This window comes from Leptospira perolatii (assembly GCF_002811875.1).
Lineage (GTDB): Bacteria > Spirochaetota > Leptospiria > Leptospirales > Leptospiraceae > Leptospira_B > Leptospira_B perolatii.
Genome location: NZ_NPDZ01000005.1, coordinates 134,854 through 158,821, shown reverse-complemented (window position 1 = coordinate 158,821; position 23,968 = coordinate 134,854). Strand labels below are relative to the sequence as shown.

At 42.7% G+C, this 23,968-nt stretch carries 19 protein-coding genes; 5 read left to right on the top strand and 14 right to left on the bottom strand.

The features are described 5' to 3' along the window. Positions 1-64 precede the first annotated feature (64 nt). Positions 65-937, bottom strand: a complete 873-nt coding sequence (locus CH373_RS10020; protein ID WP_100713449.1) for an early set domain-containing protein — start codon at positions 935-937, stop codon at positions 65-67. 126 nt (positions 938-1,063) lie between these two features. Between CH373_RS10020 and CH373_RS10015 the strand changes: the two genes are divergently transcribed. Beyond that, positions 1,064-4,780: a tetratricopeptide repeat protein gene (locus CH373_RS10015; protein ID WP_100734086.1), complete on the top strand. Its 3,717-nt coding sequence runs from the start codon at positions 1,064-1,066 to the stop codon at positions 4,778-4,780. Between the two features lie 15 nt (positions 4,781-4,795). Here the strand turns inward: CH373_RS10015 and CH373_RS10010 are convergent, their stop codons facing one another. From CH373_RS10010 to thiS, 3 genes are all read right to left on the bottom strand, one after another. Beyond that, entirely contained in the window at positions 4,796-5,626 is an 831-nt protein-coding gene (locus CH373_RS10010; RefSeq protein ID WP_100713447.1) for a WecB/TagA/CpsF family glycosyltransferase, read from the bottom strand. A gap of 90 nt (positions 5,627-5,716) precedes the next feature. After that, the gene (locus tag CH373_RS10005; RefSeq protein WP_100713446.1) at positions 5,717-6,370 is read right to left on the bottom strand and encodes a thiamine phosphate synthase; all 654 of its coding nucleotides are present in this window, start codon (positions 6,368-6,370) and stop codon (positions 5,717-5,719) included. 27 nt (positions 6,371-6,397) lie between these two features. After that, positions 6,398-6,598, bottom strand: coding sequence for a sulfur carrier protein ThiS (gene thiS / locus CH373_RS10000; protein WP_100713445.1), 201 nt, complete (start codon positions 6,596-6,598; stop codon positions 6,398-6,400). A 98-nt stretch (positions 6,599-6,696) separates the two neighbouring features. Here thiS and CH373_RS09995 point away from each other — a divergent pair, with 98 nt between their 5' ends. Then, complete coding sequence (locus CH373_RS09995) at positions 6,697-6,972, top strand: hypothetical protein (protein WP_125169954.1); 276 nt, start codon at positions 6,697-6,699, stop codon at positions 6,970-6,972. Here CH373_RS09995 and CH373_RS09990 read toward each other — a convergent pair. The 3 genes from CH373_RS09990 to guaB all read right to left on the bottom strand — a co-directional run bounded on the left by CH373_RS09990 (position 6,943) and on the right by guaB (position 10,046). Next, a complete protein-coding gene (locus CH373_RS09990; RefSeq protein ID WP_100713443.1) occupies positions 6,943-7,644 on the bottom strand; it encodes a 16S rRNA (uracil(1498)-N(3))-methyltransferase in 702 nt (233 codons plus the stop codon). The genes CH373_RS09995 and CH373_RS09990 overlap by 30 nt on opposite strands. Before the next feature lie 6 nt (positions 7,645-7,650). Next, the gene (locus tag CH373_RS09985) at positions 7,651-8,430 is read right to left on the bottom strand and encodes an outer membrane lipoprotein-sorting protein (RefSeq protein ID WP_100713524.1); all 780 of its coding nucleotides are present in this window, start codon (positions 8,428-8,430) and stop codon (positions 7,651-7,653) included. Positions 8,431-8,519: 89 nt separating this feature from the next. Further along, positions 8,520-10,046 carry an IMP dehydrogenase gene (guaB, locus tag CH373_RS09980; RefSeq protein ID WP_100713442.1) on the bottom strand — a complete coding sequence of 509 codons (1,527 nt, stop codon included), beginning with the start codon at positions 10,044-10,046 and terminating at the stop codon, positions 8,520-8,522. An 81-nt stretch (positions 10,047-10,127) separates the two neighbouring features. On the opposite strand from guaB, the gene CH373_RS09975 reads away from it, so the two are divergent. Continuing rightward, entirely contained in the window at positions 10,128-11,291 is a 1,164-nt protein-coding gene (locus CH373_RS09975) for a DUF1577 domain-containing protein (RefSeq protein WP_100713523.1), read from the top strand. Between the two features lie 11 nt (positions 11,292-11,302). Here CH373_RS09975 and CH373_RS09970 read toward each other — a convergent pair whose 3' ends face one another. Together CH373_RS09970 and CH373_RS09965 are read right to left on the bottom strand one after the other, a co-directional pair. Next, on the bottom strand, positions 11,303-12,589 hold the full coding sequence (locus CH373_RS09970) for an EAL domain-containing protein (protein ID WP_100713522.1): 1,287 nt from the start codon (positions 12,587-12,589) through the stop codon (positions 11,303-11,305). A 123-nt stretch (positions 12,590-12,712) separates the two neighbouring features. Next, positions 12,713-14,389 (bottom strand): hypothetical protein, encoded by a 1,677-nt coding sequence (locus tag CH373_RS09965; protein ID WP_100713441.1) that lies wholly within the window; start codon positions 14,387-14,389, stop codon positions 12,713-12,715. 102 nt (positions 14,390-14,491) lie between these two features. On the opposite strand from CH373_RS09965, the gene CH373_RS09960 reads away from it, so the two are divergent. Further along, positions 14,492-16,024 (top strand): LA_3751/LA_3752 family putative glycosyltransferase, encoded by a 1,533-nt coding sequence (locus CH373_RS09960; RefSeq protein WP_100713440.1) that lies wholly within the window; start codon positions 14,492-14,494, stop codon positions 16,022-16,024. 14 nt (positions 16,025-16,038) lie between these two features. Here the strand turns inward: CH373_RS09960 and CH373_RS09955 are convergent, their stop codons facing one another. The 5 genes from CH373_RS09955 to CH373_RS09935 all read right to left on the bottom strand — a co-directional run bounded on the left by CH373_RS09955 (position 16,039) and on the right by CH373_RS09935 (position 23,090). Then, on the bottom strand, positions 16,039-18,102 hold the full coding sequence (locus CH373_RS09955) for an O-antigen ligase family protein (RefSeq protein WP_100713439.1): 2,064 nt from the start codon (positions 18,100-18,102) through the stop codon (positions 16,039-16,041). 21 nt (positions 18,103-18,123) lie between these two features. Then, entirely contained in the window at positions 18,124-19,641 is a 1,518-nt protein-coding gene (locus tag CH373_RS09950; RefSeq protein ID WP_100713438.1) for an FAD-binding oxidoreductase, read from the bottom strand. A 125-nt stretch (positions 19,642-19,766) separates the two neighbouring features. Continuing rightward, on the bottom strand, positions 19,767-21,431 hold the full coding sequence (locus tag CH373_RS09945) for an LA_3751/LA_3752 family putative glycosyltransferase (RefSeq protein ID WP_100713437.1): 1,665 nt from the start codon (positions 21,429-21,431) through the stop codon (positions 19,767-19,769). A gap of 25 nt (positions 21,432-21,456) precedes the next feature. Next, positions 21,457-22,197 (bottom strand): SDR family NAD(P)-dependent oxidoreductase, encoded by a 741-nt coding sequence (locus CH373_RS09940; RefSeq protein WP_100713436.1) that lies wholly within the window; start codon positions 22,195-22,197, stop codon positions 21,457-21,459. A gap of 104 nt (positions 22,198-22,301) precedes the next feature. Further along, a complete protein-coding gene (locus tag CH373_RS09935) occupies positions 22,302-23,090 on the bottom strand; it encodes an arginyltransferase (RefSeq protein WP_100713435.1) in 789 nt (262 codons plus the stop codon). 403 nt (positions 23,091-23,493) lie between these two features. Here CH373_RS09935 and CH373_RS09925 point away from each other — a divergent pair, with 403 nt between their 5' ends. Beyond that, complete coding sequence (locus tag CH373_RS09925) at positions 23,494-23,925, top strand: ribonuclease HI family protein (protein WP_100713434.1); 432 nt, start codon at positions 23,494-23,496, stop codon at positions 23,923-23,925. Positions 23,926-23,968 lie beyond the last annotated feature (43 nt).

Genomic DNA, 23,968 nt, shown 5'->3' with positions numbered 1-23,968 from the left:
GTTCTCGAATGAGAAAAGGGAAACTATAGGCAGCCTAGGCTGGCCCTGCGCATTTTTTAGGAAATTATTTTCTTTCTAAAACGTGGGATCTTTCTGGCACAAGTAAAGTGGAAGAAATTTCGCCTGTCTCTTCTCTAAGCACAGTGTCTTGATTGAACGGTTCCGGGATGACCTTTCCGTCCACCACGAAATTATAATAATAAGTTCCCGGTTTCAATTTTTTGACCAACCGGAACACTCCCCTTTTTTCCTTTACCAAAAAGTCCAGTTCCGGGTCCCAATGATTAAAATCTCCGACCAAGCTTATGCTTTCCGCATTTGCATCCACCATTCTAAACTCCACGGTTCTAAATTCCTTTTCCTCGTAGGGAGAATCTTCTAAAACTCTCGTGGACAATTGCTTGCTCGGCTTTCCTTCATGGAATTGGATTTTAGAAATGAGAGAGCCTTCTCCATCCTCGTAAGTATTTCGATTTTTCGGATCATGAGTAAACAAACCGTCTACTTTGAATTTGTACTCATAGGCTTCTTTGGGTTCGTACAAGCCTTGAGCCGGAAGATCCAATACCCCGTAAAAAACACCTTTGTCGTTCTTCCTCAGGTCTACGCATTGCCAGTAGGTAAAGTCGGCGCAGACCGCAACTTCGTCGTTTGTAAGCCCCTCGTAAGTAAATAAAATTCCTCGGTTGATCAGCCTTCCTGTTCTTAGGGAAGTTCCGGTATCCAAATAACGGATAAATTGCGGAGAAATCGCCTTGGGCAGATTCTCCAGCTCCCAAAAATAATAGATATTTTCTTCGGGAAGATCTTCTTGCCCTTCCTCGTAATCGGTAGAGCTAAATCCTCCGATCCAGTCACCAGCTTCTTCTGCGGCTAGGGTAAATGAGAGAAGAATCGCTAAAACTATGGTTAGCTTGGTTCGTTTCCAGTTGAGCATCTGGGTTCATTGTCGATTCTTTCTTCGGAATTCCAAAGCGGATTTCCGGCTGATTTGAAAGCATCTGACATAAGGAAAAATTCTTGGAAGTTTTTGCCAGAAGCCGATAGTATTCCATAGGACTTTATGGCTGAGCCCTCACCTCCAGAATACTCTTCCAAAGAACTGGAACAAATCCAGTCGATTCTGAACCCGCTTTCGACAAACCCCGAAAGCTCGGACACTTTGAATCCAATGCTTCCTGTCTTCCGGGAAAAATTGGGTTACACAATGCCTATTTCTATTGGTGACGAAGAAGAAGCGCCCGAAGGAGCCGAAGAAGAGGACTTTGAAGAGGAAGCTCCATTAGAAAAACCTAAACCTAAGGTGATACCTGAAGACGACGATATCGATTTAGACGAATTATTAGCAGAACCAAGGCCGGCTGAAACGGAAGAGGCTCCTTTTGCAGAAAAAGAAGCTACACCTCCGATGGGAGATTTTGATTTTGGAACTCCAGAGCCTGAGCCAGCCGAAGCAACCGAAGAAGATGCTTTTGCCGGAATGGGAGAAGAAACTGCAGAGCCGGCTCCGACCGGAGGTGGATTCGAAGACTTTGACTTTGGAACTTCCGAACCAAGTGAACCGAGCACGGAAGACCCTTTCGCGGGAATGGGAGAAGAAACTGCAGAGCCGGCTCCGACCGGAGGTGGATTCGAAGACTTTGACTTTGGAACTCCGGAACCAAGTGAACCGAGCACGGAAGATCCTTTCGCAGGAATGGGAGAAGAAACTGCAGAGCCGGCTCCGACCGGAGGTGGATTCGAAGATTTTGATCTAGGAACTCCAAGCGCAACGGAAGCAGATCCGTTTGCGAGTTTTGGATCACCAGAAGAAGCACCTCCTTCCGAAGATCTGGGAGATATGTTCGGCTCCGAACCGAGTCCTAGTGGGGAACCGGATTTCGGAGACCTGGATTTTGAAACTGGCCCGCCAAGCGCTCCTAGCAAATCATTTGAAGAGGAAGAAACATTTGCTGCTTCTCCTCCGGCAGGCGGGGACCCATTTGCGGATTTTGCTCCGGTATCCGGGGGACAGGATCCTTTTGCGGAATTATCAAGTGCAACTCCAGTCACGGAAACGGATCCATTTGCTGATTTTTCCTCTGAACCTGCTGGGGTCTCAGACATGGATTTGGGAGAAGGAGTTCCTGAATCCAGCGACTTTACCAGTTTCTCTCCAGATCTGGAAAGCGAATCAGACATGGGAGGAGAGGATCTAGGAGGAGGGTCTTTTGAAGCCGACCTCAGATCCTTAGGTGGAGAAGAGAAAGACGAAATAGACAAGGCCCTCACAGACGAAGAACTCGCAATCATACAGAGAGAGATCTTAAAGTATCCTCCCCTACTTCGCAGAGCTGTTATAGAATCGATCGTACAGGATCGTTTAACCAAAAAAGGTCAAAGAGATTTATTAGAATTAATTAAAGTAGAAAGTGCTCCCGAAGATGTAGCAGCCTTTTTATCCTCCGCGCTCGGGACTACGATCGCAATTTCGGATCAGACAGGACGGTATTCTAAGGACGGAGTACCGATTCTATCTACGGATCCGATCTACACAAAAGAAGGACTTTTAGAAAGAAGGAGAAGATTACAAAGGACCTTCATCGGTGCAGCGGCGATCTTTCTATTTACGGTCGGAGGGTTTCTATTTTACGAAAAATGGTACAAGCCTCACCAAGCCGCTCGGTATTACGACGAAGGTTTAGAGTATATACGGGAACTAGGCGCTAAAAAATTTGAAGGCGTTTTGACCGAAAAAGATAGAAACTTACTTTTAGCTACTATAGAAGAAAAGTTTGCGAGAGGAGAGGAAATTCTTCCTCACAATTTAAAATATCTAAATTTGTACGGTGTAGAATACAGTCGTGCCGCAGAATACGAAAAGTCATTCGAGAAACTATTCGGAAGAATTGAGCCAGATTTGGGATTCGGGTCTTCCTTGGATTCTTGGACAAAAAGGGAATCTGTTCCTTTAGTGAGACTTCCGCAGGGAGAATCTTGGAGCGATAAGAAATTAATTCTTCTTTCAGATCGAAACCAAGGCGTTGAAGGAATCAAGGTACTCGTAGACCAAGAAAAGAATCCACGAAAAGTCGTTTCTGCAGGAGCCTATTTGGTCATGCGATTGCGCGAAAGGATCCATGACAACCGCACTTATCGAAGCTTAGGCTGGTTCCATTCTCAGATTGTTCCTGAATTTGCAGAGCCTAGTGAAGGAAAACAAGCCAGGTACAAAAACGATTCTCTTGCGATCGATTATTATAGAAAAGTATTCACCGACGGCGAAAGTCCTTATGACGAAAAGGCTACCGCCGGGATCGCAAAAATCTATTACAACAGAAGAGAGTTTGGAAAGGCTGCTTCGTTTTACAATCGAATCGTGGAGATAAATCCAGGAAGTATTTTGGGCCAATCTGGACTCATTTCTACTTATATCGAGATGTGGAAGGAAAGTGGTGACCCTCAATTCGTGCTCAACCATCACAGATTGCTCAATAGCAATTTGGATATGGAATCGGATCTTCCTTTTTATACCTTGTCCAAGCTCGCCTCATTTTATTCGGACATAGATCCAGAGGATGTCAGGATACGCTTTAATATCAACCCTACAGACCAAGTATCCGGGATAGAAATCGAGGAAAATGCACTTCGCTTATTAGATACGATTTATCGAAAGAGTGAGACGGATTCTATGACCGGCCGAGAAGTAGAAGGCAGAGAATACGCAGAAGGCTATTATCAAAGGGGCCATTATTATCTAGGATTAAAAGAAAACTCCCAAGCTCGCAGATTTTTTGAAAAAGCAGCTACACTAGACAAGAAGCACTGGTTGGCAGTTCTCGAGTTAGCGGAGCACTCCATTCGTGTCGGAAATTTCGAAGAAGCTAGAGATCTGTTAAAAGAAGCAGAATCCAGATATCAAAAGTCACTTCGTTGGTTCGGATCCAAAGACGAAGACGAAACACTTTTCGAAGGAAATCCTGCTAGGATTTATTTCGACCAAGGCAAAATCAGATATCTGCTCTCCGCGGGGTTGACCGACAAAGAATCGATCAAAGAATTTCCAGGAAGGAAAATATATCCGTTCCGCGCCAGAGGAGGTGTAGAAGATGGAAAGAGTCTTTCTGCACTCAAGGAAGAGGAAACGAATCGAAATCGTCGAAACGAGCTGAGAAATTCCCTGGCGGAATTCAAGAAAGTGGATGCAGAGGAATCGAATTACAAGTTGATCCGAGACTGGAGAAGACCTTTGCCAAACTCTTTGTTAAGAGAAATGAAGTTCTACAGAGGTTGGGTTGAATACATGGATTCCAACTTCGAGACGGCATTGGGAGACTGGACAGGATTCGAAGATAGAGACGAATACTATAACGAAACTCTATTGATGGGCAAAGGGAACGCATTCTTTTATACAAAGCAGGTCAAGACTGCTCTAGGATATTTCTTGAGAGTAAAAGACGATCTAGAAGAGAAACTCCCGGATATGGGCCAACCAAAACCGGATGATCCGTATCACCAAGAAGTCTACCAAACTTTGACCGCTGCTTATAACAATATTGGGGCAGCTTACGAAGTACTCGCAAAGAAAGCGAGTCCGCAGCAAGCAGAGAACTATACCGCTGAGGCTCTCAAGCACTATTGGAAAGCGATAGAGACCGCGAGAAAAATCGGAGACACGAGCGAAATTCCACTCTCGAACAAGGACCTGTTATTCAAGAGAGAATCTCTCAAGCAAGATCCGTTATTGGAAGATTGGGTTTCTCCGACTTTGGATTCCATCAAGGATATGATCAGAAAATAATCGGATACGTTGGAACTATTTCTTCTTTTTCCTGAAAAGAGATTTAATCCAAACAAAGGTAAAGAATCCGAACATTCTAAACATGCGGACAAGCCTCCAAGGTCTGACCACGATTCTCCAAAACCAAGTAAGGCCCTTTAGTTTAAAATAGTTCGGAGCCTTTCTTACTTTTCCAGAAAGAATGTCCATGGCTCCCGCCACGCCAATCACGACTGCGTGGCCAAAAAATGCGGTATTGTTCTCGATCCAGACCTCTTGTTCTGGAAAATCCATTGCAAGAAATATAATATTCGGACTGGTCTTACGTATCGATTCTTTTACGAGCAACTCTCTCTGAGTATTCATGTAGCCCGCATGACGACCTACAATCCTTACACCCGGAAAATGTCTGGACAGATTGAAATATACCTTTTCGATAACGTCTTCTTTTCCACCCAATAAAAATATAGAGTAATTTCTAAGTTCGCAAAGTCGAACTAAGTCCATCATCAGCGCGATGGTAGGAATCCTTTCTTTCAGCTCTCCGCCCAATCTTCTGGCCGCCCATTGAAGACCGGCACCTTCCGCAAAAATCAGACTTGCTTTCTGCGCGATCCGATTCAATTTCTTCCCTTTGCGGATCGCCATGGTTTTGATCGGATCCAAAAGTAAAACATGATGGAAGTGCTCTTTGTCTTCCATCAGTCGATAAATTTTTGCAACGGCCTCGTCCAGGCTCGCGTTATCAAAAGGCACACCAAGGATTTCCGTTTTGTCCAGGGTATCTATATTTATAGATTGGTAATCGAGAAGATAGTCCCGATCATCCTTGGCGGAAAAGTGTTGGATTTCCCCGGGTTGTTTCATAAGGTGCATCCTGCTGGACATAATAATCGAGTCAATTGAAAGTTTGGTCCGAATTCCAAGAGTATTCGTCCTTTTCAAGATTCCGTCCGATCAGTCTTTGGATTCTAAGATTCGAACCGATTCGTGAAATTTCCCCAGATCGCAGGCGCCTGAAATCATAGCGATTAAGTAATCTCCAAGAGATAAAACCTGTCGTAGGTTCGAATTGTCTATCCCGCCAATCAGTACGACCGGCAATCGATTCCATTCTTTTATTTTGGACAAAACCGAAACGCCCAAGGGTGGATGCGGATTTTCCTTGGAGGCAGTTGCAAAGATTGGTCCAAATCCGGTATAGTCCCAATCTGATTCGCTTAGATTCTGCAAATCCTTCCAGGAATGAGAAGAGGTACCTAAGAATAGACCGCTATTTTTTAGGATTTCCTTTTCTTTCGAAGAGAGAGATTGATAATCTTCTAGACCGACATGAGCACCGAACGCATCCCATTCGATCGCTTCTTTCCAATAGTCGTTTAACAAAATTGGGAATTCAGGGAACTTGGACCGCAAAGATTCGAAAAGCTGACGCACTACTTCCGTGCTGCGATTCTTCACCCTAATTTGGTAAAAAGGAATCAGATTTCTATATTTGGACCATTCGGAGACAAGCTCGATCGGATCCAGTCGAGATTTTTCGCAAGTAGCCAAATCCAGAATCGGATAAATTCCGGGACACTTCCAAAAATTGAACCTTGGTCTTTGCATCTGTAATTGTTGATCAGAAATAGACGGTCAACCACCGCCCACCATTTTTAAAATTTCGATTCTATCCCCTTCTTCCAGAACCACTTCTTGCCAGGAATTTCTTTTTAGAATTTCTCCGTTCCTTTGCAATGCAACCATCTCAGGTTTTAGATGCAAACTTTCTAATAAAGAATTTACGCTTGGAGAGGACAAGTTTCCTAATAATATTTCCCTGCCGTTAACCTTCACACTCTATACCCCGGTCTAGCTCTATTGAAATCCAATGGACAATGTTCGTAAAATGTTTTTTAGTTTACCGATCTTTATCTCGGAAAAAGTCTAACACTATGATGTCGTTTGTTTCGCGGCTATTCGTCTTTCTCTTCTTAATACTTTTTGCCTCCTGCAACGGAGGAAATAAAAATCTAGAGGAAAAAGCAATTCTGGGTTACCTCGCAAATTGCGTCGGCGGTAGCCTTGCGACTTGCAGTCACAATTGTCAGAATCTTTGGGGAAGCACTGTCACACCGGACAACGTAGTCCAATTGAATACCTGCATCGGCAACTGCAACACTTATTGCAGTATAGATAACTTACTCTTCCAATTGTCCCAAGCGAAATAAGGAAGCCGCATAGAGACCCGCTGTTTCTATGCGGAGTATCGAGCTTCCTGCATTTACGTTCGGAATATTCTTAACATTACAAAGTTCTAATTCTTCTTTCCTAAATCCGCCTTCAGGACCTACGATCACTGTTCTGCCCTGTAGCAGCTCCGGATTTGCGGAAATTTTTCCCTCAGGATTTAAGAGTAAAAGTTCTTTCGACGGTTTACTAAAAGATTCCACAAACTTGATAAACTGGATCGGTCCAATAATTTCCGGCAAAAAATCCCGATGGGATTGCGAGCAAGCCTCTGCAGCGACACGAAGCAACCGATCCGGATTGACTTCCTTTCTATCGGAGTGTCCAAATACCAAAAAAATAAAATGAGTGATCCCTAACTCTGTTCCTTTTTGTATCAGCCATTCCAGTCTGTTTCCCTTCGGAACCGCAGAGGCCAGCTGAAATGTCTGCTTAGAAGGTTCAATTCTTGCGGTTTGAACTAGATCTCCCTCTTTTTTTCCGGCGGGAATTTGATACGTAGAAACGGATCCCCTGCCATCCTTGAGTTGCACTACTTTATCTTCTGCAAAAACTCGAAGGGCCTTTAGATGGGAAATCTCTTCAGGGTCCAAACGCAGTTTCTGCTCCGGGACACTGCCCACTCGAAAAAAGACCGTAGGATTTTCAGACATAGTGAATTAAAGTCTGTTTAGATTGTCCAACTCAAAGAGAGAAGGATCTGGTTTTACGTCCTTGTCTACTTCTGTATATTCTAAAACCGAAATAGAACCTGTTTGTAGGTCGAGCATCTCTAGGCGATTCGCCATTTCCTCTTGGACGGACTTATGCTTGGACTTTACTTTTACCGGCCCGTACTTGATGTTTAAGGTTTTGTAAAGAACCCCGTCCTTATCGTGGAAATCCAAACGGATCGGCTTAAGACTTTCGGCGTCCAAAAGAAGAATCAACTTTGAGTAAAAATACGGAACGATGGGGCGCATCGCCACCCTTTTCATTTTTTTCCCTGAGATTTCCAAATCACTCTGAACGATCGGATTATAATTCGCCTGGTAGGAACTGTTCGCTATGTCTACATAGCTGAATCCAGTGTTCAAATGGGATTCGTACTTTTCCTCATCCGTTTTTCTGAAAATTTTCCTAGAGAGTGCATTGAACGCGTAAATTAATTCTCCGTCTTCCTTAAACAGAAGCTTGTATTCTAGGCCTCTTCCTTTGCTCTCAAAGAGAGACAAAGAATCCTCTCCCTTTCGGAACACGCTTACTTCCCAATTCCAGGAATCACCCGATCTTTTAATTAAAATTAGATTGGCCTTGACTAGGCCGTCCACGCGCAAAAGAGCTTGGTCCAATCTTGCCACCAGCTCTTGGGCGACTCTCGCTTTCTCAGGGGCTTGCGCATAACTTGCATGATCCGTACTTAAAATCAGTACGGCGAGCAGAAGTACACTAGCGATCACTCCCGATTTTGGACGGAATCGAATCAAACCCTAAGACCTCGTTCTTTTGGGAGAAATTTCCGAAATTCGGAAACTGCTCCCGTATTTATTTATTCCCCTCTCAAACTAGGGGCGCTGTAAGAATACAAGCTATGCACCGAACCCTGAGCCTGTGCGGATTCACTCCGTCTTTCGAATCGAAGTACTCCTTCCTTTAGCGCAGTATGTAGCTCGTGAATTGTTTTGTATCCCATGTCCTGAAAAGATAATCTAAGTCCCTGAGTTAAATAGGGAATAAAATTCAGGATAGATCCCCTGTCTACGACGGAACCGCTTACTCCCTGAGCGACTTTTACCTTTTGCCCCTCATTAAAGTATCTTTTGTCCCCTCCGGCCATCATCGCCTCTATGCTGGCCATTCCCCTATACTTTTTAAGACGAATTCCATTTTCATAAAAATACTCGCCCGGGGCTTCGGAGGTTCCCGCAAACATAAAGCCCATCATACAGGCGGAAGCCCCGATTGCCAAGGCATTCGCGATATCGCCTATATTGGAAATTCCTCCATCTGCAATCACGGGAACATCGTATTTTGCCGCGTGTTGGGACGTTTGGTAAACCGCAGTCGCCTGGGCTCTACCTACTGCCATAGTATCCTGAGTAATACAAATAGAGCCTGGGCCCATTCCGATTCTAAGACCGTCTGCTCCAGCCTTGATCAAATTCTCCGCCTGTGCGCGGGTCACTACGTTCCCGCCGATTGCTTCCAAGTTCGGGAAGTTCTTCTTAATAAACTGGAGCATCTCGATTTGATAGAGAGAATTTCCCTGAGCAGAATCGATGATGATTACATCCGCGCCGGCCTCGTACAAGGCCGCCACTCTATCTCTAGACTCTGGCAAAGTGGAAACCGCAGCACCACATCTAAGCCGCTTGTTTTCATCCTTAGAGGAATCTGGAAAATCTTTGTTCTTTTTCAGGTCGGATCTACTCACAAGAGATACTAGCTTTCCGGAGCCATCCACGATCGGAAGCTTTCCGATCTTTTCTCTTTTAATGATATCGTTCGCTTCCTTCAAAGTGATTCCGGCCTTTCCGGTAATTACTTCGGTCGTCATCACTTTCTCGATCGGAATCTCACGATCTCTTTCGAAATCTATGTCCCTGTTTGTCACAATTCCGATAAGTTTGGAATTTCGTGTACCATCCTGTGTAATCGGAATCCCGGTAAAGCCCTGGGTTTCTTTAATTCGATCCAGATCTCGGATTGTGTGTTTAGGACCCAAAACCACTGGATCGGTAATGAAACCGTTCTCAAAGCGCTTTACTTTCGTAACTTCTGAAACCTGTTGCTCAATCGTATTATTATAATGAATAATTCCGATTCCACCCATCAGCGCCTGGGCAATCGCCATCGCTGATTCAGTGACTGTGTCCATAGGGGAACTTACAAAGGGTCTTTTGAGTCGAATTTTCTTCGTAAGCCTTGTTTCTAAATCTACTTCGGATGGGTGAAAGTCGATAAAACCGGGCAGGACCAAAAAGTCCCGGTAAGTAAGCCCGATTTGCATTTTGAAGAGTTCTTCGCCGGATAGGCCGTCTAAAAATTGAGAGTCGCGGTAAGATTGATTTGACATTAGTGTACCTTACCTATTACATCAAAACGAAGCCAAAGAATGGAATCAAGAGAATTTCCACCCCCGCCTGCCGGGAAATTAATGGAAAAGGTCGAAAGAAAAAAAAGAGACCGAGAGATCATTTCCGAACCTCAAAAAAAATTACATATCATCGGCAAATTCCTAGTCAAAACGGAACTTTTGATCCGAGACACTGAATTTAATGATTCAGTCGAACTACTTTCCGTCAGCAATGACGCTAAAAAAATCCTAGTCCAAGCCCATAAACCGGACTTGTGGACGCTTCACACAACAGTTGTTTTGTACAAGCTTCTCGCTCGGTACGTAGAATTGGAATGCAAGGTCCTAGAAGAAAAGGGAAACATGCAGTACATTTTGAGCGTAGAATCCGTATCTATCGCGAGCAAGGACCGCAAATTCCCCAGAATCAAACCTCCGGACGGAAGCGTTTGGATCACCAATCTTCGGACGAGCCGTACTACTATTGATGCGAACTCCTTCAATATCCCTACCTCAGTAAAAGTAAACTTTGCCGACTACGAAACCAAGCTAAAGCCAAAATTCGATCTTCTCAAGGTAGATATTTTCCGTAGCATCGGTGATAAATTCGACCTCGTGAAAAAGACCGGAAAAATATTATATATTCCTAATACACAAAAACCTACGAGTTACAATCCTCCAGACAAAGATGGCTATATCGATTACTTTCATGAAATTGGTGGAGACGAGGAAGATGTACGTCGCAAGATCGTAGAATACGCGAACCAAAAAATCAAATCAGAGCTGATCGTTCCGATCATCTATGTCAACCACGACGAGCAAGCGATTCCGATCGGGTATGTGCACGCGCAAACCCGCACTAGAGAAATCGATATGACCGAAGTAATGGAAATCAAGACTCTTACGTTTGAAATGGTGGATCGAATTCGAGAATCGAACACTATGTTAGTAAAAGAAAGATTTCCGGTTCTGGATCTTTCCACCGGCGGGTTAAGAATCAAAATTAATCATCCGGAATTGATGACAGAATTACCGAAGCGAATCGGATTTACTTTCGATATTTTCTTTAAACTGCAAGCACCTTTGACTGCGTACGGGGTGATACGATCCGTAGCAAAGGACGCGGACAATAATCTGTATATCGGATTGTCTTTAGAAGGAAACTCTTCTAGACCTGGAGAGAAAAAGCGTTACATGGACAATGTGACTCGTTTACTTGGAGATGCCGGAATTAAGACTTCGTAAATCATCTTTCCTCACTCCGGATAATCCCACATCTTTACATCTACGAACAGTACGTGTTGAGAAGATAACTTCTTTGAGTAAGTAATTAGAAGAGTGCGACTCTCCAAATCGAAATATGGAGTACTTCCGATCCAATTTCCGGACGGATCCTTTTCGTTTTTATAGAATTGGTCCAGGAAGTACGGTCTCCAACACCAGTTTCTTCCTATGAATGAAGGATCTTCGTCAAACTCGCCATTCGCCAAACTCGTGTAATTTGGACAGAGCTGGCGACCTTCTGTGTTTGTAGTATAGATTCGAACCACGGATTCTCGTAGCAGTTGAGGATTTCGAACTGTGACCTTTGTTCTATCCCCTTCTCCCCAAACCTCGATTCCGGAAGATTCTAATCGATCCTCCAATTCCTTTTCTTTGCGAATCCGACGAAGTACCTGGTATTTTTTATAATTAAAGAAAAGCTCATGGAGCTGAGAAAATCGGACGTTCAATTTGGATTTGTCGCTAAGATAAAAGGAAGGTTCCGCAAAATAGAATCCCTGCAAGTATCTTGCTCCGTAGCTTAAGGCATTGTAAAGCTCGGTTTCGGTTTCAATTCCTTCGAATAGTAAATGGCATCCTAGGCTTTCTGCCATTCTAGAAAGAGTGAAAAGGATTTCTTGGTGATTTCTAGAGGAAACAGAACTTCGAATCAATCTAAGATCCACTTTTATGATTCCGGGATGAAAGGCACCGATTCTGTCCAAATTGGAGGAGCCCGCGCCCAGATCGTCAATTGCGATAATAAATCCCTCTTGCTTGTACAAATTGATGAGTGGCTTCAATTGGTCGATCTCACCGGAAAAATGTTCCTCTACGATTTCGATCACCACCCTATTCTGATTGAGCCCGAGTTCTTTTGCGGATCTCAATGTAAAAGGTTCTTCGTGTGCGAAATACTCGAGGTAATCCATCATGAAAGACGGAGAAATATTTAGGAAAATCTTTGTGTCTGCGCCTACGACGGTGCTATTCGCCATCATCTCCAGAGCTTTGCGCCGGATTTCCCTATCTACGATTCGTTTGAATTCTCGGAAAGATTTTCTCTCATCCTGAGTGGAGTGAGATGGAAGTTCCGACACAAAGAAGGATCCCAAACTATGAATTCTGCCTTCAAAGTCTTTGAACCTGCCTAATGCTTCGTAGCCATAAATGGAATCAGTTTCTACTGAAAGGATGGGTTGGAAAAAAGGAAGTAACTCTCCCTTTGCAAACCATTCCTTCCACTGCGCTTCGGTCCAAAAATTCCGGACCGGACTCATATCCATATCCACTAGGATGAATTGGGTGTTTTCCGGATCAAGGAAATTAGAAGAATCTACAGAGGTTTCGTTCCGAATGAGCTGGTTTTACTACGTACTAAGGATTAGAAAAATTGAAATCTCTTAAAAACCTGGCCCGAGACCACATCCGGTACCCTTCGGTACGATTTTCCAATTCGGATCCAATTTACCTGCGTAAGAATCTACCAGTTTTCGGTTCTCTCCCAGGTTTTCCCGCCAGATCGCAAGTAGGCGATCCTTTGCTAACAGATCTTCCGATTCTGTAATTTTCTTCAATTTTTCATAATATTCTTTCAGATCTGGGTCTTGGATCTTATTTTCTCCGGATTTTACAGATTCAAAATATCCTTCCGGAATATTTCTACCAAAGTGTCCGATCCTCCAAGGTTTGCTCGTGGGTAATTTGCTCAGGAGCGGATCTGTTAACGCATAAATGTCGATGATCCTTTTGTCTGAACCGGAAAAGAAGCCGAAGTATCCTACATTCAAAGTAATGCAGGTGTTTGACTTGGAAGTCGCAAGAGATATATCTTTCTTGTATTTTCTTCCGATCTCCGCCCATCCATGGTCCGGAAATTCTTTTACGGAAAGCGATCGAAAGAAATTCGAATTTTGGATATAACTGCCTTTTTCATCCACGATATGCCCGTCATACCTGTGCCTACGATAATCAGGTGTGGTATACAAATTGGATCTAGGATTGAAAAGACCGAATATTAAAAAAAGCAAACCTACAATATAGGGAAATTGTTTGTACTGATACCTGGACAAAATCAGCACAGAAACAAAAAATGGTGCCGCCAAAAAACGGCCGGACATAAAGTCACCACCTATCTTCGCGGTATAGATTACGTAAGAAATCGCTCCTATAAACGGTAAGGTAAATTGAGGATCGAATTTCCTTTTTTCCCAGAAATGCAGTCCCAAAGGCAAAACAATCCCGATCGCAGTTACCGGATCCCAAAGAAGAGTATTTTTTAGATATTGCAGTCCCTGGAAAAGCAAGTCCAGGGAAGAAATATCCGTATTCAACTTCGCATATGCAGTGTTAGGCACCGGATATCCGTAATAGAGGAGAGAAAAAGCGGTCCAAAGAAAAATCGGCAATCCTCCCAAGAATCCTGTCCACAGCAATCTAGGTAGAAACTGCCTGTTTGCATTCTTGTAAAGGATGTACAGAAAATAAGGTACAGCGAACAAGACCGTATCCTGCCGATTCAGGTAGGCCATTGATATCACGAAAAAAAAGCGCATGAGTTGGATTGGGCTCGCATCTGAAACCGTCCGATTCCCTTCCCTTACGAGCAAGGCTAGGAGCAAATAGCTGAGAGGATTCTCCAAACCAGAAGTGGAATAATCGATGAACGCTCTGGAACCTACTAAAAATAACAGTAGGAATGCTGAACTTACTTTTTGGTCGAATTCTTCGATGCGTAAATTCGCTTGCTCTTTTATTAAAAACCAAATCGCTCCAAAGACGCAAATCCAGGAAGCGATAAGAGTGGAGTAATAGAGCGGGATGTGAAAAAAACCGAATCCGGAAATCAGGAACATCCAAAGAGGATGAGTATAGGCCTGCACTCTTTCGTGCAAGTTCCAGCGTAGACCATTTCCGTTCAAAAAATTGTCTACGGTTCTTAGAGTAATGTACGAATCTTCTCCCACCCAAGAATTTGCAAGGACTACATAAAGCAGAAGTAAGCACCCGAACGGCAGTGCAACGGGACGTAAGAACGAGCTTGCTTTTAATATTGGCCGGAGAATCTCTTCAAATTTCACGCTTCCAACTTTCTAAAACTTCTACAATTGTCATCCATAATCCAGAATGGAATCGTCGTAGATTCTCCTTGACCATTGCGACGTACAGGAGACCCTTCCTGAATGTTTCGTGCTTTGGCTGATTCTTTTTCGGAAAAAATCAATCAAAGAATCCGATGGGTAGGATTGGGCACGATCTTTCTCTTTCTATTTTTAGGATTCCAATACCAAGGTGGAATTAGTTTAGGAGATGGAGCGATCAAATACCAGCAGGTAGACGATCTAATCTCCCAGAATTTCGAAACATTCTCTTGCGTCTATCCGGGGCTGAGTTTCGATCCGAATTTTCAATACATGCCTTACACGATCGAACAGGGCGGAGCAATGGCTCATGCTTACCAAGGCAAGTGTTTCTATATTTTCCCTTTTTACTACTCACTTCTCCAGGCTCCTTTGGTTCTGCTCTTCGGAAAATTTGGCAGCTTCCTTACTTCTCTTCTATTCGGAATAGCCTGCCTGTTTGTGCTCGATTCTCTTTGCGACTCGGTTCGCTTGACAGACAAATTCAGGATCGTATATTTAATTTTACTAATATTCGGAACTCCTTTTTCTCTATTTGCAACGGACCTGTTCGAAATAGTAATTTCGATTTCTTTCATACTGCTCGGACTCTACTTTCATTTGAAAGACAAGTCTTACCTTTCACAATCTCTCTCTGGGTTTTCCTTCGGTGGGGCCTCTTTCTTTCGACAAGAACTTATTCTATTTTACTTTGCACTGTTGCTTTTCTCTCTCATTTTTGAAAAAAAAATTCGGAGAAGCACATTCGCATCCTTCTCGACGTTTTCCTGCATGGTCGGACTCCAATTCTTTCTCAACTGGAAAATAGTGGGAAGCATATTCGGCTCCAGATGGTACCTTCAATCTGCAAGCTCGGAAACTTACGATTTGGCTTCTCACTTTCTTTACCTTTTTGAATTTCTTTTTTATCGAAATGGGTCTTTCGGGTTAGTCCTTTCGCTTCCGATACTTTGCCTGCTTCCATTTTGGATTCGCAAAAACCGAAACTCTGCCCATCTCGAAGTACTCATTGCGAGCGGGATCTTTATCGTTGTACTTTCCTTTTTTACTTCTACGAATTTTTACCAGGGAATTTTATTCGGTCCGAGATTCTTGCAGACGATTAGTCCGATTCTGTTGCTGTATTCGATCGCAAGCTTGCAAATACTTTGGGAAACCAAAGGAATCTTTTACAAAAGGATGGCCGTTGTTCTCTGCATCGTATCCTTAACAGGCACGCTAACTTATGACTTCTTATACCTCAAGTTCAAGAAATCCGTAAAAAAAGAGATTCAGGTTATAGAAAAATTTTCAGAACAGAACCTAATCATAGTCAGCCAGGAAGTTCTGATTACCGGAAGTTCTTTTTTTCCCAGGAAAAATATATTCTATATTTCTAATCTAGAAAATTGGGACACACTTTTATCCGGTATTCATCGATTAGGATGGAATAGGTTCACTTTAGTTCTACCTAAGGATCGACCAAGAACCGGTAAATCTATTCCTTCCCGGTCCTTTGTATTTCGGAATAAAGGACTTACTAGTACGGATGCTTATCTATTGGAGAATCTAGAATTTTCCGCAAAAAAGCCCTGAGCGCAGACCTAAAGCTAAGGCAATTGTTCGGAAGGTCGGTAGAGAGAAAAAGGATCCATGGATTTCGCCTCTTTTAGCAGCCCTTCCGCCCTTTCATCTCCCGATCGAGAATATAACTCGGCCAATCCAAATCTGCAAGCTACATGAGTCCGATCGCGCTTGACACATTCTTCCAAATCTTGTCTCGCTTGGCTTTCTTCTAATTGATTCTTATTGGACTTTGAACGCATTCTCTTTAACTCACCGGAAAAAAAGGAAAACTCTGCTGTTCTAGGAAGAAATCTAAATTTGGATGATTGGTTTTGAAAGTCCAGAAATTTCCGATCGTCCAAATATCCCGCGTTTTTAAATATTAGATTTCCGTAATTATCCGATTGTATATCGATTTTGTAAATTTGCTCTGCCTTGTCATTCGAGCGACCATTTAGGGAAAATATCAGAGAAAAAACTAAACTCGCCGAAAATAACAGCATCGCGGTGACTTGCTTTCCTCGATTCTTTGGAGCAATTTCTAACTTTTGATCTTCGCTAAGGGGAACATCACTCTTTTCCAATAGACCCAAAAATAACAGTGCGGTATAAAAGATGCATGCATAGTCTATTGTATAGTCAATAGTATCCTTGATCAAAAAGATCACTAAAGAGGTAATAATTCCGAGACTCCCCACCAATGTCCTTGCATTGGAAGGATACTTTATAAATCGGTAAAAAGATCTGGCCCAAAATAGACTCAGTGACACCAGCCCGAGCATTCCAAAATTATAAAACACCTGAATGGGAGTACTATGCGCATTAGGCGGGCTCTTTGCGTAACTCATGTAACCTGCAATTTGCTGAATCGTTTCTTTAGAAAGATTCTCCAAAGGAAGAGTCACGCTCGCAAAATCATTCCCAGGACCGAAGCCAGTCCAGAAAGAAAAGGAAAAAACTCGTTCTACTAAGAATTTCCAGATATGAAATCTTGCTATGAGTGTCTGAGTCGAAGTAAACTGCTCCCCTCCTACGATCAGCAAAAGGAAAACGACCCCTAATATCGTAAGTCCGATATACAACGCAAACGGTGCCCAAAGCAAAATTCTTTTTTCTGCATTTTTCCCTAAAAGCAAAAGTAACACCGGATTATTCTTCCAAGGAGTTACAAATATTGCTCCGGCGATAAAAATACTCAGAAGAGAAGCCCTGGAATGAGTTATGTATAAAACGAAAAGAGAAGAAATTCCCAGAATGAAGTAAAACAGTTTCCTATTAATTTTTCTGGAATCCAAAAACAATAGAACTAGAAAAGGAAAATGCATCGCGGAGATAAGTGCAATTGTGTTCACTTGAAAACTGCCGATACTCGTTGGAAAAGCAAATTTATCTTCTTGAAACCTCATCTGAGAGAACGCCAGAGCGAGTACACTAGATAAGAAAAAAGTATAAAATACTAATAGAATACTTGTAAACTGCTCCTGCTTTCTTCTTAGTCTGTCGCCGAATAAGTACGCCAAAATTCCTGTAGCAAAATAAAGGGACGTCGTAGCACTTTTATCCGTCTGAAAAGAAAAGCAAAAAGAAAGTACAAGGCTGATCGCAGGCAAGAAAACCCAAGAAGAAAAGAACTCACGAACCCAGTCCAACTCTTCACTTAATACAAGTAGTAGAAATAGAAATAGCGGAAGTGATCGAAGAGTATCAACTATATAGAGCCAAGAAATTAGTAAGTGAAGGCTCGAAAGAATTGCGATCGCTGCGAGATAAGTTCTAGATCTTCCCTTGCGTGCTTCCCAAAGAAAATAGGAAAAGAAGAAAAGGTACGCAAGTTTTAGGTATGCCTTTTGATTCGGCACGCCCGATTCGGGCAAGTGGATCATGCCATACGCATTTGCGTATAACATCATCGAAAGGCAGGCTATCAAGAAAGTTAGCTGGGAAAATCCACCGATCTTCTTTCTATACACAACACAAAAGATAGAAAAGAAAGTAAGAGTAAAACCCGAAGCATCAAACACCAAATAGGGCTGATACGGATCAATAATTAATAAAATCCAAATATAGACTGAAAAGCAAATCTCTAGGATCGATCTCGAGATTTTCATAATACCCTTCTTTTCCTAGAATTAAGAACCGAAAACTCTCCTATAAAGGTCGGATTCAAGTATACTCTTGGGATCATACTTTCTCTTTAATGCTTTAAATTTCTCTAAACTTTTTTTAGGAAATGCTCTTTCTAAAATTTCTGGCCTGAGGGTACTGTCTTTTGCGAAGTAGAATTTACCTCCGCTCTTAAGCACGATCTCGTCCATTTCCTTGGCCAGGGACCAGAGCTTTTGTCTGTTCCTTTTAGTTACAGGAAAGTCCATCGCCATCGAATAGCCGTCCAAAGCATGAGTCAGTAAAAAAGGATCAGGCTTATGTTTTTTAAATACTGCGAGCCAAGTCACGATTCCTCTTTTCTGACAGACGCTGAAAATCTCCTCGAAAGCCTTTACCGCGTTTTCTTTCGGGATAAAACTTTGGTACTGGATCATAGCGCCAGGCTTATACATATATTTCCAGTTCGGTACGTAATCTAGCAAGAAAGCGTATTCTGCATGTCCTTGCAGGTACGGCTTATTATTCCCGAGGAATCCGGAAATCCATTTCGCAAAGTTGACTAGCCTCATCCCAAAATTATTGCTAAACGGAACCATGAACAGCCACATCCAAGATTTAGGAACAATTCCTAGGAAGGTGGAAGGTAAATTCTGTTTTTCTAATTTACAATTCTCCGGAAAATCCTTATCTTCCCCTTTTTGGAGATGGAGAGCCTTGTGGATCTGTCCCCTTCCGATCTGTTTTCCGGAGGCAAATGCATCCACCCAGCCTACAAGATAATCCGAATGTTTGTACTCTTTTTCAAAATAATCGTACATCTCTTGCAGGTTATTAGTATTTACCGGCCAAACCTTCATCTTTCCTGAATAGATTTTCTTCAGCTTAATGGTTACAGTCAAAAATGCGCCTAACATTCCGAATCCGGAAATCGCCGAATAAAACAAGTCCTGGTTTTTCTTGGGACTACAAATATGCACTTTGCAATCGGGAGTCATAAAGGAGAATTCAAGTATGTGATCGCCGATTGGTCCCACAGCAAAATTATTCTTTCCGTGAATATTCATCGAAAGAGCGCCACCCAGGGTCGGGAACATAGTGCCACTTACGACGGGAGGCCAGAACCCTTTTTCGATTCCGAATTCCCAGAGTTGTTTGATCGTGACACCTGATTCTGCCGTCAAAACCCCGCTCTTTGGATCGAAAAATAAAATCTTATTGTATTTTGTAATGTCTGCGACCAAGCCCCTTTGGTTGGTTGCCGCGTCCCCATAGCTACATCCGCCGCCTCTAAAAGTGATTTTTGTCTTCGAGGCATTCGCATATCGGAAGAGTCCCGCAAAGTCGGATTCGGATTCCGGGAAAAAAACATGGCTCATCGAATAGTGATTCATTCCCCAGGCTTCGACTTTTTTCAAAGCGGTAAATCTGCTTTCTATTTCTTGAAAGTTTTGGTTCGAGCCTTTCTTATCTTTCACTTTGGAAGAGACTGAAGTTTTTTTCTTTGCGGTCTTTTTTTCTGATTTTCTAACTTTCACGGCCATTTATGATCCTCACCGAATACAATGCATCGCACTCAGTCTGATAATATTTTTATCAAATTAATATATTCTAAACTTCTAACATTTTGTCGCAGCATAACTATATCAGATCCATGATTTTTTGTCGTTCAATTGCTTCTCACAAAACGATAACTGGAGATCCTTTGATTGTGTATCTCCTTGTCCAATTTGTATTCTTTTCCCAATCCTGATAAAAATTCTTTTCCGTCCATAGCAGGCAATAATCCGGACCCGACTAGATTCTGCGCAAACTTCGGATCTCTAGACTGAAATTCTCTCAGGGACTTAACCTCTGATGTAGAATTGATCGTATAGGTGACACTTTCCAAACGATGATTTTTGACCACTTGAATGATCTCTAATAGCTCTAATTTACTTAGACCTACCATTATAGGATACTGAAAGTATTTCTTTCCCAGTACGGATGCAAGCATCTTGTTTTGAAATACCATCAAGTTCGAAGGAATTGAAAGCACGAATTCCTGATCCAACTTCATCGAAGAGCTGAAGCCGAGCACTTTTCGAACTACTTTTCGGGTATTCCACACCGAGTAAATGGACAACAGAATCAGCAGACCTATCACGGCGATTCTGGCTTTATCGGATTGAATTTTCTTGAGTACCAGGATCAAAAGTAAGGAATAAGGAACAATGCAGAGATGCAGATAACGACTTCCAAAATCTATATTGCTATCATTCGGAGAAAGAAAGGTAATCGGAACGATAGCGACTATACCCGCGATTCCGAAAGAGATCTTCCCAGAAATTCCAGAACGAAGGACCTCGTTTCTTTTTTCCGGTCTCGAAAAAAAACCAGATACAAGATAGAAAACCAAACCAAGCAGAAACGCCGGAGTGTATCCGAAGAATCCAAGTCTGAGGTTACCTCCGAATAGAATCACTAAATACGTAGTGAGCTTATCCAAAGGGTTCGATGAAATTCCTTCTGCATTGTAAGTATACCTAGGTCCAAGTGCGGAATTATATAAAAATGCATTCTGCACGAAGAACAAACATACAGAAACCAGATAACCGTACAAAAACAAATTTCGATTCGAAACAAGCAGGTTCCGGATTCCATTTCGCAAGATATCGGAACCAAGCCAAAAGAAAATAAACAAGGAAACAAAAATAAGAGATTCGATCCGAAACCAGATCGCAAAGCCGCAAATCGCTCCGGCCAAGAACAAGACTCTTCCACCTAGGTCTTTCTTTTGCTCTTCTTGAAAAACCAATAACCCAATTCCAAATAGCACCAAAAGATTGGCTAAGCCTACATCCGCAAAAAGAAATCCGTTGGTCACAAATGAAGTACAGAGAGAAATTGCGATCAACCAGCCGCCAGACACTCCGAAAAACAGATTCAGGAGCAAAATGGAAATCGAGACAAAACAAGCAGCTACGGTGTATACTAATTGCAATCCGCCGATCTCCAACAAAACGGCATAAACCGCTCCTAATCCGATTGGAAAAGGAGAAACGATACGATCACCTACATGCAAATAATCTAATGAACTAAATTTGAGTGTAGGATCCAATTTGATCGCGGGATACACTAGTCGATCGGAAACGAAATGATTGATCCGGATCGATTCCCCTAAAATATATTTGGAAAGATGATCGGAAGACATTACAAACTGTGGCTCGATCAGGAAATAGAGAATCCACGGAATTCCGATCGCTAAGAGCAAAAATGGGACCGAAAACTTCTTCCAGACCTCCGACCTTTGGTCCTCGGCCGGAGTCTGCAATTTCTGAACCCATTCTCTCATGCTTGGTTTGCAAAAACCGAAACGATTAAATAGAAAGCCTACGGAAAATAAAAGAAGGAATCATTCTAATAATGCAAGAAACCAAGGCCCATCTAGCTGGAATGTAAAAATTCTCCTTTCCAGCATCCGCTTTTTTCAAAATAGACTTTGCGGCCTCGTTCGCGGTAACCGGCCACAAAAGTCCTGGTAAACCTTCGGTCATCGGTGTTTCTACCATTCCAGGTTTTGCGGTCACAACTTGGATTCCTTTTACCGCAAGGCGATTTCGGAGCGCCTCTAGGTAAGTAGTCATTCCTGCTTTGGTAGTGTTATAGACCGGATTTCCTCTCCGACCTCTGTCCCCTGCGACTGAGGAAATCCCTACAATCTTTCCGGACTTTTGTTTTTGAAAATAAGAAGCTGCCTCGTTGCACCACGCGACACACCCGAGAAGATTCACTTCCAACATTTCGATATCTTTCTCAGTCGGAAATTCTTCGGCTCCGATCCTATGCATTACTCCGGAAGCATAGTATATCTCGTCAAGGCCTCCCAAGGACTTCACGATTTTTGCAAATAGGGAATGTGCTCCCGAGTATTCTTTTACATCGTGTTTAAATGGGTGGGCAAGTTTTGTTTTAGAATTGTTAAATGAATCTGCGATTTTCTTTAACTCTTTCTCACGCCTGGAAATAAGTGCTACTTGATGGCCTTGCTTCAAGAGTTCGGTTGCGATTTCTTTTCCGATTCCGCTCGATGCGCCTACGACGATGATCTTTTTTGCCATACAACCCTTGTAGATGGGGTTGATTCTATGACAAGTCTGATTTATTCAAACTATATTGCTGAAGAGGACCGAAATCAGTAGATTTTCATCCAAGTGCAAAGACATCAGTCCAAGCGAAGGCCGCTTGGACCTTTCTCCAGAAAATATCTTTGTAAAAAAACTTCGGAATCAATCCACTCCCCTGTTTTCCGGTCCAAAATTTCCGCCGGTTTCCATCTTCCTTTGTAATCCATCTTAGGATGATTTGGCAGATACAGACCTAGATGAAATTCATTGTAACCCATTTCTTGGCCCCAAACGATCGATCGCAAAATCAAAAAATTTCCTAGGCTTCTGTCTGTTTCGTCCGGGTCGAAAAAAGAATACACAGCGGACAAGGTTTCTTTTCCTACATCGAGTAAAATCAAACCGACCAAAGATTGTCCCAAATATAGCCTTAACTCCTTTGAGTTTTCGGAGCCTTCGTACATTTGACCGCGCATCGCCTGCTCTAACTCCATTTCGGAGTAACCGTAACTTCCCCTATGCCTGGAGAGCTGGTATCGGAAGTACAGATTTAGATTTTCTTTATCTATTGTAGGATCTCCGACCGATAGAGTCAGATCTGAATTCTTGGAAAGGAGCCTGCGATTCGATCGAGTCGTTTTATAAACGGAGAGTGGAATTCGAATGCTCAAACAATGGGAACAGGTGGGACAAGCAGGACAATAGTACAATTCTCCCGATCTTCTGAATCCGGATCGGAACAAAAAGTCTAGTGCTTCCTGCTGCATCGTTTTAGAAGCATAAAATCCCTTTGAAACTGAAACCCGATTCTCATAATAAGAGCAAAAGCTAGGATTCGTTTGAGGCAAAGAGTTCAGAAACCTAGAATACGTTTGGTAAAATGTCATATTATGATCCAGCTTCTAAGAAGCAAAAATTCCGCAAGTTTCAGAAACATTCGATCGATCTCTTTTTCCGTTGCCAAAGAAAGGGCAAAGGAGGATAGGTCTTGAATAGTCTTTCTATGGAAAATCCGGCTCGATTTACAGCTTATAAACTTTCCTTCCTACTCATAGGACTGAGTTATTTATTTCTATACCTCTCCGTTCCCTGGATCCAAATCTTTTCCTTGTGCGTCAGCCTAGTTTGCCTTCTCGCCGGGATTTTTTTTCCGGATCAATTCGATACGATTTATAGAAAATCCCAAAGTTTTCTATTCGGAATTTTCTCTCTGCTGTATTCGATTCTAAGCCTTAGCTTTTACCTCTTAATTTGGAAGCCGATCTCGCGACTTTTTCCGCTGGGGAAAGATTGAAGAAGTTCCAAATCTACTGCGACGGAGCCTCTAAAGGAAATCCAGGACCGTCTTCGATCGGAGTTTCTATTTTAGAAAACGGGGAAGAAATCCACTCGATTTCTAAAATAATACCTCACGGAACAAACAATACAGCAGAATGGCAGGCACTGGAGACCGGTCTCAGTTGGTGCGTAGAAAACGGGGCTCAGGATGTACAAGCATTCTTGGATTCAGAACTAGTAGTCAAACAACTCAAAGGCGAATACAAGGTCAAATCCAGTCATTTACAAGAAGCAAAAGTTCGCGTACATTCTCTTACTTCCCAACTCAAAAATTTCAAGATCACACATGTCCCCAGAGAAAAGAACAAGAGAGCAGACCAACTAGCAAATCTTGCATTCCGCCCCCAAAAATCAGGTGAGAAAAACCAAGAGGGCAATTCTTGAAAAAGAGTTTTCCAAACCCTGAATTGGTAGGACACTTTGGAAA

Coding starts and splice junctions, on each gene's coding strand:
- CH373_RS09990 (WP_100713443.1), bottom strand. CDS start 7,644: ATGTCTGAAAATCCTACGGTCTTTTTTCGAGTGGGCAGTGTCCCGGAG.
- CH373_RS10005 (WP_100713446.1), bottom strand. CDS start 6,370: ATGCAAAGACCAAGGTTCAATTTTTGGAAGTGTCCCGGAATTTATCCG.
- CH373_RS09970 (WP_100713522.1), bottom strand. CDS start 12,589: ATGAGTCCGGTCCGGAATTTTTGGACCGAAGCGCAGTGGAAGGAATGG.
- CH373_RS10015 (WP_100734086.1), top strand. CDS start 1,064: ATGGCTGAGCCCTCACCTCCAGAATACTCTTCCAAAGAACTGGAACAA.
- CH373_RS09975 (WP_100713523.1), top strand. CDS start 10,128: ATGGAAAAGGTCGAAAGAAAAAAAAGAGACCGAGAGATCATTTCCGAA.
- CH373_RS10010 (WP_100713447.1), bottom strand. CDS start 5,626: ATGAAACAACCCGGGGAAATCCAACACTTTTCCGCCAAGGATGATCGG.
- CH373_RS10020 (WP_100713449.1), bottom strand. CDS start 937: ATGCTCAACTGGAAACGAACCAAGCTAACCATAGTTTTAGCGATTCTT.
- CH373_RS09950 (WP_100713438.1), bottom strand. CDS start 19,641: ATGGCCGTGAAAGTTAGAAAATCAGAAAAAAAGACCGCAAAGAAAAAA.
- CH373_RS09945 (WP_100713437.1), bottom strand. CDS start 21,431: ATGAGAGAATGGGTTCAGAAATTGCAGACTCCGGCCGAGGACCAAAGG.
- guaB (WP_100713442.1), bottom strand. CDS start 10,046: ATGTCAAATCAATCTTACCGCGACTCTCAATTTTTAGACGGCCTATCC.
- CH373_RS09935 (WP_100713435.1), bottom strand. CDS start 23,090: ATGACATTTTACCAAACGTATTCTAGGTTTCTGAACTCTTTGCCTCAA.
- CH373_RS09940 (WP_100713436.1), bottom strand. CDS start 22,197: ATGGCAAAAAAGATCATCGTCGTAGGCGCATCGAGCGGAATCGGAAAA.
- CH373_RS09955 (WP_100713439.1), bottom strand. CDS start 18,102: ATGAAAATCTCGAGATCGATCCTAGAGATTTGCTTTTCAGTCTATATT.
- CH373_RS09995 (WP_125169954.1), top strand. CDS start 6,697: ATGATGTCGTTTGTTTCGCGGCTATTCGTCTTTCTCTTCTTAATACTT.
- CH373_RS09960 (WP_100713440.1), top strand. CDS start 14,492: ATGTTTCGTGCTTTGGCTGATTCTTTTTCGGAAAAAATCAATCAAAGA.